At 59.4% G+C, this 8373-nt stretch carries 5 protein-coding genes and 3 pseudogenes; 6 read left to right on the forward strand and 2 right to left on the reverse strand.

From position 1 onward, the window contains the following. Positions 1-489: 489 nt before the first annotated feature. A pseudogene (locus tag V8352_RS22070) lies at positions 490-706 on the reverse strand (IS110 family transposase); the annotation flags it as partial. Positions 707-717: 11 nt separating this feature from the next. Here V8352_RS22070 and V8352_RS20805 point away from each other — a divergent pair. From V8352_RS20805 to V8352_RS20830, 6 genes and pseudogenes are all read left to right on the forward strand, one after another. Beyond that, a pseudogene (locus V8352_RS20805) lies at positions 718-816 on the forward strand (transposase); the annotation flags it as partial. Positions 817-1050: 234 nt separating this feature from the next. Continuing rightward, positions 1051-1824 carry a hypothetical protein gene (locus tag V8352_RS20810; RefSeq protein ID WP_336426184.1) on the forward strand — a complete coding sequence of 258 codons (774 nt, stop codon included), beginning with the start codon at positions 1051-1053 and terminating at the stop codon, positions 1822-1824. A gap of 56 nt (positions 1825-1880) precedes the next feature. After that, complete coding sequence (locus V8352_RS20815; protein WP_336426185.1) at positions 1881-4403, forward strand: Ig-like domain-containing protein; 2523 nt, start codon at positions 1881-1883, stop codon at positions 4401-4403. Between the two features lie 24 nt (positions 4404-4427). Next, positions 4428-6224, forward strand: coding sequence for a hypothetical protein (locus V8352_RS20820; RefSeq protein WP_336426186.1), 1797 nt, complete (start codon positions 4428-4430; stop codon positions 6222-6224). 54 nt (positions 6225-6278) lie between these two features. Continuing rightward, entirely contained in the window at positions 6279-7055 is a 777-nt protein-coding gene (locus tag V8352_RS20825; RefSeq protein ID WP_336426187.1) for an SH3 domain-containing protein, read from the forward strand. 310 nt (positions 7056-7365) lie between these two features. Then, positions 7366-7909, forward strand: a pseudogene (locus V8352_RS20830) (IS5/IS1182 family transposase); the annotation flags it as partial. Positions 7910-8116: 207 nt separating this feature from the next. Here the strand turns inward: V8352_RS20830 and V8352_RS20835 are convergent. Further along, positions 8117-8373 (reverse strand): hypothetical protein (locus tag V8352_RS20835; protein ID WP_336426188.1); only part of this gene is annotated, 257 nt, incomplete at its 5' end.

Below are 8373 nucleotides of genomic sequence, written 5' to 3' on the forward strand. Positions count from 1 at the left end.
CTCCCGCCCTCCCTGTCACCAGAAAGGGTAAAGGTGGACGACTTTTACGCCGCCCGCAGCAGGCTCATCCCGCCGCTACCGTGGCCGACTTTCGCACCGCCGTTCTCAGCAGACTGAATTGAGTGAAAAAACACCCCAAAGCCCATACCTATCAAATGCCTAGGGTCTGAACTTCGATAACGGGGCCGATCCAGTCAAGAGATTTTGGGCAAACAGAATGATCCGCCAGAGCGGTGCTTTCGGTTCGTCGTGGTCGTACTGCTTTTTGTCGCGGCTTTCGGCTCAGGCCCTTCGGGTACATGCTTCGGTCCGTGGTCAGCGCGTCGGCTGCCAACATGATGCTGGTTTGATGCAATTCCGATGTACCCATCTCATAGGTGTGCTTGATGGATGTCAGCGACAGTCCAGACCACGGCATCATCGGAACCACGTCCCTGCGGGACCTCGAAGGCCTGCGATCGAGCAGGCAACGAGTGCAGTAGCAACCGGTCAGGCCATTTTCGGCGCAGCATCCGGTGGAAGTCAGTGCCATCGACCCAGATCCGATGGAGTATTACCGCGATACGACGCGCAAGGGCGACCACGGCGCGCTTGCGGCCACGGCGTTTGCGAGCTGGACTCCCCATGTTCTCAACCATGTTAATCGATCGCGGTTCATCATGACAGTCGCTGCTTGATACAGCGCGCGCCTCAGGTTGACGTCGCCCCTGCCTTTCAATGATGCCGGTCGTGGATGGTCTGAAGGGCTTCCCTGACGCCATCACCGTGGCTTTTCTGGACACGTCCGTGCAAACTTGCAGTGACCACCTTGTACGCCTGCCCAGCCAAACAGATTGTCATGGACAATCCCATGCGCTGCTTACAGAGCTTTTAGTCAGTCCTGTCAACAAAGCTGGGTTTTCCGGAAAACGGGCATTCGAGCAGGCAATGATTGGCTCAAGTCGCGAGACGTGACTTAGAGCTCTCATTGCGTTAGCGTTTTAACTTTAAAAGTTTGGAAAATGCTGCCGCCAGGATTGAGAAGTGTAAAATTTACAAGGAGTTTTCCCCATGCAAGCCGCCCTTCTTTCTCCGACCCTCTGCTCCGGGATATTACTGTCTAGCCTCGTGACAGCCCTCATAGGGCAGACTGCAGACGCGCAGAGCACGCGCACGATGACGGTGCTCGGCTCGATCGATGGAACGGCGGATGGCACCGAACGGGCCTGGCTGACCATCGCGGGCGAGGTGGAAGGCAGGGATATGTCCTCTGCTGCGTGGCGCCCCTATTCGCTGGCCAACGTGATGGGAGGCGCGCTTGCGGGAATGAGTGACGAGCAGCGCGCGCAGATGGAAGAGCAAATGGAGATGATGTCGGAGATGATGGGCGAGGGCTCCGCCAACCCGTTGGCACAGATGTTTGGGGGCGATGGGGAAGAGCAGGTGAAACTGCGGATTATGGGCGTTGACCCGGAAGCTGAACGCATATTGCGGCAGGGCGGATTGACCATCGAGCTACCGCCGTTTTCGGCTGACACCACAGACCAGATGACGACCGGTCCCAACGAGGCCGAGATTTCCTACCACAAGAATTTCGGGGATGGCACAGGACTCTATGCGTCGTCACATGATGTCGGAACGCCTGCCACCGTAGCTTTCGAACGGTTGGAAATTGTCAAAGGCGGCGGTTTCGCCGCAGGCAGCTTCGAGGGCAATCTCTGTCCGATTCGCGCTCTGATTGACGGTGTGCCCGACCCCGAGGTCTGCATTCTCGTGGCTGGCCAGTTCGAAACGGAACTCGGCGAGGAGGAGGCGGACACGCCAGTGTCCCGGACCTCCAACTGATGAGGGGCGGCCCGCTGTTTCGCGCCCCGTTTTGGTCCGCAGTCGCGGTGTCTCTCTTGGCACTTGGCTCGCCCGGCCAAGCGCAACTGACGCTTGAAATCCCAGAAGCGGAATTCGAGGAGATCGAGAATTACAAGCCGATCCCGCTGCCTGATCCGTCTGGCGGCCCGGTCAACCAGATGTTCGAGTATATGGAACTCGATATGACCGGCACCATGCCCGAGGCGGTATTGGAAGAGATGCTGGGGGCGACGCCCTACGACTTTGTCGATGTGGTCTGGGGCATGGAGGTGACCGGCGATTGGTCCGAGCAAATGACTGGCGAAGGTACACTTCAGGTCAACGATTTCACCGAGGGTCGTGGGGCGTCGCCGCAGGTCGATCCCGAACGCTTCACCGGGAAGCAGGGCTTTCACATGTACAATGCCCGGCTGCAGACTGGCGGCGATCATGTCTTCACACTCAGCGCGGCTTTCCCTCCCGAAGAGGGTGGGGTGGCTCTCGGTACCGAGCTTGACGGGGTTAAAAGCGTTTTTGAGGTGACATGGCTGTGCCACATGTTCGAACCGGGCCGGACCGGTTGCGTCGATGGCGCCGATGAATATTTCGAGACGGATCTACCGTCGCTCAACAAGATGCATATCCAGCGCCGTTCTGGCAGCTACAAGATCGACTTTGCCGCCCGTGTCCGCGAATTGCGGACTCATCGGGACCGTGGCTACATCATGACCGAACCTACTGGTCGCTTCGCAGATGTGCGCGGCTGGGTGTGTGACCGCGCCTCTTGGGAGGAAGACCCCGAAACCTGCGCCTCACCCGAACCCCTTCAGGTGACATCAAACAGCCCGCCCCATCAGCGAGAGAACGTCCACCTTCAGACGCCGCGCATCGAGATGACTTTCAACTTTCCTGTAGATGCCGATGATCTTGATGAGCACTTCTCCCTAACCACCCGGGATATCCGCGGTGATCCTTTGGAGATGACGGGCCGAATCCTGCAACTGTCGGACACCCGCTTTCGGTTTGAACCTGACTACGACCTTGAGTCTGGCGTGATCTACGAAGCGCGCATCGAGGGGGGGCCAGACGGTGTGCTGGGCCGTGACGGAGAGGTAATGCCCTCGGAGGCCCATTGGTGGCGATTCACGACGCTGGTCGATCTGGAAAACCATGGCGTTCCGATCGAAGAGCCCGTGCGCAACCATGTCTATCAGACCGTTCGGGACGCGCCGCTGGTGGTGAACAAGCCAGCCCTTCAGCGCATCTACGTGGATTGGGAACCGCACGATCACATTCACAAGGGCTGGCAGCCTGAGACCTTTCAGGCAGAGCTGGAGATCAATGTCCTGGACCAGGGCCAATGGCGCCTCGACCCACAGGCGGGGGGCTCAGTCAAGGGCGATGTCGTGCGTGTTGTGCGGAGCGATCTGCTCGAACAGGATGGAGCCAGTGATCAGATTCAGAGGCAGGCCCGCAACACGATCAATGTCTATGGCTGGACACCTGACGAGCAAGGCGGCACCTCCGTGATTGAAACTCGTCTCACCCCGCATGATCCGCATCCGCCGTCGGTCGCAGCGCAAGACGTGATCGCCGAGCGAGAGGTGCAGCATTGGCACACCGACCCCGCGCCCTTGGTGTTCCGCTATACATTCCTTCAGGTCGGATCCTGGGAAGGCGGCGTTCCCGAGGCCGAGATGCAAGCGGCACTGACCATGGTGCGCATGGCGGAGGAGTTCGCGGTGCAGCTCATGCCTGTCAGGGAGGCCTACGGCATCGACACGGGGCGAGACGCGGACAGAGATGACGCGAAAATCCACCGTGACTTCATCACTGGCGTGTTCGCTTCTATCGTCCAAATGGCTAAACTCCAGGATTCAACAGGGGTGACCGACCTGACCCGTTGGCTTGCCGACAACTATTCCCGAACGGGTCTTTCGCCAGAGTTGGAAGATTATCCTTCCGAGGATGCTGAGGGTATCGCGAAACTTGGGCTTTGGTTGGCGGAAACGCCTCCTTCCCAGTTTCCCGCCAGAGTAAACTTGGCGATGAATGAGTTCCTCACCTCCGAGATGCGAGAAGTCGTGAATCTTGAGGCGTTGAAAAACACTATCCTTGCCGTGCGCGATGACATTGGTGGTTATTTCAGCGGGAACGATATTCTCGTCGTGTTTTATCCGCCTGATTTCTATCAACCCGGCAGAACCATTTCCCAAACACCGCATACGGACGGCCGCCATGGTGTCGGGATGCCGGTCACGCTGGATCGCACTCCCTCTGAATTGGCAGAAGGGTTGGTTCATGAATTCGGGCATTACTTCGGCCTGTCCCATCGTCCGGGCAACAATGCCGATGTCGATTACCCGCACTGGGAATTCTCCGAGGGCGGCTTCGACGGGTTTCGAATGACGTCGGATGGCTTGTCTGGGCACAATAAATCTTCCCAGGAGGGAAACGGTGAGCATTTCGCCATTCTGGCTCCGCTGATGTGGCCCAGTGTACTTGAGCGGAGGGAGGTATGGCTCAACAAGGACGAATACATGACGCTGATGCGTGCATTTGCGTCCCGTCTTCCCTGATATCATTGCTGATTGGAGAGAAAGATGAGCATCCCAACTCTACGCCACCACGTCCTGATCGCAACGACGATGATCGCCTTTCTGGCCCTTCCTGGCGCGCTTTCCGCGCAGACGTACGCACCGCCCGATCCGGACACGGCGGCCCAAGAGCCACTGCCAGAGCATGACCCCGAGGCCCAACTGCGCGGCAAGACAGCGTTAGAGCACGCCGAAGATCTGGCCGAGCCGGTAATGATGCGCCGCCTCATGGCGCTTCAGGCGCTAATCGACATGGCGACAGATGCGCTGCCCGCCCGCGACATGGTGCGCTTTACAGTCGAGCATAACGGAAGCGGTGCATTCTCAGACGCGCAGATCGACGAGCTGAAGCTGGGTGCGCTGTCCGCACTCTATGCGATGCGGGCCCCGGAAACGGAAGATCTGGTGCGTAGCGCGATCATCGATCCTGATTTCGTGACGCGCGACAAGTTCTATTCCGGCTTGCTGGAAGCGGCAACACAAATGGGCGTCGACCACGCGACCTTGACCCGTGATGTGACGTCGATTTTGGATACGGCCCCTGATCATGCGGTGCGTCTGATGGCGCTGAACGGATTACCGGGCCCGGTCCAGGTTGCGCTGGAGCAGGCCGTCTTCGACGCTCCCCACGGCGAGGTAGCGACCCTTCACTTTCTCGATCGGCTTGGCGATATGTCATTTCTCGACGACGAAAGCCGGATCGCCTATGTCATCGATAACCGGCAAGCCGCCGGGGTCGATCCGGAGGCCAGCCTCGATGCGCTTGCCGAGATCGGGACAGAGGCGGCGCTCGATGCCGCCATTGCCATCGGCCCCTCCGACGGGCTGCCGCGCGCCCATCTTGTCGCCAGTTTTGCGAAGGGCCCCTTGCCCAGCGAGACCGTGATGGAGCGGCTTTTAGAAGAAGCTCAGGCCGCAGAGGGCGATCGGCAGATTGGTCTGGTCGTTGCGGTCCTTGAAAGGACGCTACGGGAAGATGCCACTCTTTTTGCCCGCGCGATGACTCAGCTGATCGAGGACGGGCCCACCGACGCGCACCGGTCGGTCGGGATTGCGCGGCAGGTGTTGTACCTGCGCCGCAATGCAGATGCGGATGCGGCTGCCGCTTTGCGTCCAGTTTTCGCGGTCCTCAATGATACAGATGCATCGCGCGAGGCAAAGATCGCAGCTGACAAGTCCCTGCGTCAGTCTGTGACACGGATCGCCGCGATGGCGCCTGATTACTTCATCGCTGAATCCGTCGCGTTGATCTGGCCCGCGCAGACCCCATCCGAGGCCGAAGTCCCGATGGCTTTGTTGCGTCCGCTGATGTCGTCGGACGATCTGGCCCCGCGCGTTGTCACCGCCATCGGGGACCGCTTTCACGATCATCTGACCGACTGGGCGATCAACCCCGCCACCGCTATTGCCATCGCAAGTGGTACGACGCGTGGCCTCGAGCGCTCGCCCACACGCGAGGCGGCGGCCATCATGATGGGCAAGGCGATCGAGAGCCCTGCAATCGATCTTGAGTATCTGGGCACGCATCTTGCACGCAACGGCGCCGCGCTGGCCAGTCTGGACCAGAACACGGTCGCGGGCGTGATCGGCACCTATGTCCCTACGATTTTTGCGCAGGACAAGCCTGAAAGCTATGACTTCGCGATGGAGCCCTACTTGCGCCCCATGCTTGAGCGCCCGCGCTGGCTGCAGCAGGACGCGGAGGCCCTCGCGGAGTGGACGGCGTTTCTTCAGCGCGTCGTTGATCTGGATGATGAAAACTTCAGTCCCACCGCCCGCCGCGCGCTTGACGGCTTCCGATAGCCGCCCGGCATCGCCCGGGCGGTGACGTCACGGATCAGGAGAAAGGATCCCTCGATGCATATCTCTTCGAAATCAGGCATCGGCATCGCGCTTGTGTCACTCTTGGCCACCTTCGCACCGTCTCAGGGGACCGCGCAATTCGATGGGCACGGCCCCGATGCCTGGCAGGTGACGGGTGTCGCCAGCGACGACTGGCTGAACCTGCGCATGGGCCCGAGCACCGACTACCCGATCATTGGGTCGTTTCCGTCCGGGGCAACCGGTCTGACGATGACGACCTGCGTCCCCTTCATGGCCGAAGGCCAAGGCATCATGCTGTCGCAAGCCGAGCGTAACCTGCTCGACCTGCCACCGCGTTGGTGCCTGATGAGCGACGGCCAGACCCACGGCTGGGCCGCCGCCCAGTTCTTGATGGAAGCCACGGGCCCCGCCATGACGGACGAGAGCAGCGATAAGATGATCTCTGACGCGGTTCTGCTGGTGCAGCGGCTCTATGCCCGCCACGAACAGGCCATGCGCGGCGAGGCACTTGACCCGCTTGGCGCGGCGCGTTCGATGGATTTCTTCATGGCGGACATCGCATATAGTCTGTCCCAGGAGCAGTGGCAGGCGGACCCGCTCTACGATGCGCAGGATACCGACATCAGTGGCTTTCGGGTCGTCCCGGACCCCGACCAGCCGATGCTGCGCGGCATGATCACAGTGCGTGCGGAGTTCACCAATTTCGGCCGACCGCAGTCGGTTATGTTCAACCTACGGGCGGACCCCGATCAACCCGGCACCCCGGTGAGGATCATGCGGATCGACCACGGTGAATGGTCGGTGCCGTGAGGTCGTCAACAAGATCGGCAAGGGGCGCGGGTGCAAAAAAAAATGACCCCGGGATCCGCCCAAGATCCAAACGGAGTTAATGGCAACGATCTGAAGACGATTCTCGATTGCAACAGATTGCCAGCTTTTGCAATTTCAGATTGGTGATTACGCGCGCGGCGTGAGCGCGGAGTTCGTAGCCTTTTTCAGTGCTGGCGGTGAGGGAAACTGCTATGCACACGGTGACTTTGGGCTGATGTTTACGGAGTGATGATCGGAGGAGGCCTCCGCCGTTTTCCCGAACCGGCATTCCCTGTTGTGGTGATAGGCCCGCAACGCCGCAGTGCCCTTCCGCGGTGAGAAACGCTCGAACACCACCCATGCCCAAGCAACGGTCCCCGATACCCGGATCTACAAACAGGCGCCCGGCGCGACGTCGATGCTGTGCTTCACGGAGCATACGCTGATGGAGAATCGAAACGGGCTCGTCGTGCAGGCAGACCTGACTCACGTCGATGACACCGGCGAGCGCAAGACGGCGCTTGAGGTGATCGATCGACACTCCCCCGGCTCGACGCGGCGCCTGACGCTTGGGGCGGACAAGCTAAAAGACAGAACTGACGCCGTCCCCGAGCTCAGACGGATAATCGTCACGCCGAATGTTGCACAGAAGGTCCGGCATTCCGCCATCGAGGGCGGACCCACCCGCCATTCCGGTTACGTCTTGTACCAGCGGAACCGCAAGAAGATCGAGGAACCATTCGGCTGGGTCAAGACCGTCGGCGGCATGGCTCAGGTTGTTCACCGCGGTCGCGAAAGGATCTGGCGCAGTTCACATGATCATGGTGGCTTGCATCCTCGTAAGATTGCCGTAGCTCCTGGCAGCCTGACGACAGCAGCGACCCTGCGCCGAGGTTCCGCAACCGCGGATGACCCGCCTTCAAACCTTGGCAGAATGGACAACGTTCTTCCAACCAAACTTCGTCAACAGGCTATTAAGGTAACAAAAGTGTTGAACGTCGTAACGGTATATGTTGAACAAATTCCTCTCAACATTCCGTATACTTTTTTCAACATTTTTGTTACAAATTTACGGAGTAACGGGGAGAGCAGATCAAGATGCAGAAAGAATGTTGCGTCTGCATTGACGCATGTCCCTTTGCGGTGACAGCAAATAGTGATTTTGCAATCTCTGCAGTATAATAGTCAGACATCTGAAGAATATAAAAAAGGGCTTCTTCGCGGTTTGTGTGGGTGTGCGGGTCTCCGGTCAGTTCACGACCACACCAGATGTTGTGTCGTAGGGTGACGCGGGCAGGTGCTTGAGCCGACCGGCGAC

The sequence above is a fragment of the Roseovarius sp. D0-M9 genome, assembly GCF_037083805.1.
Lineage (GTDB): Bacteria > Pseudomonadota > Alphaproteobacteria > Rhodobacterales > Rhodobacteraceae > Roseovarius.

Excerpts from the sequence above, each read along its gene's own strand:
- V8352_RS20810 (WP_336426184.1), top strand. The coding sequence starts at position 1,051 with ATGCAAGCCGCCCTTCTTTCTCCGACCCTCTGCTCCGGGATATTACTG.
- V8352_RS20820 (WP_336426186.1), top strand. The coding sequence starts at position 4,428 with ATGAGCATCCCAACTCTACGCCACCACGTCCTGATCGCAACGACGATG.
- V8352_RS20825 (WP_336426187.1), top strand. The coding sequence starts at position 6,279 with ATGCATATCTCTTCGAAATCAGGCATCGGCATCGCGCTTGTGTCACTC.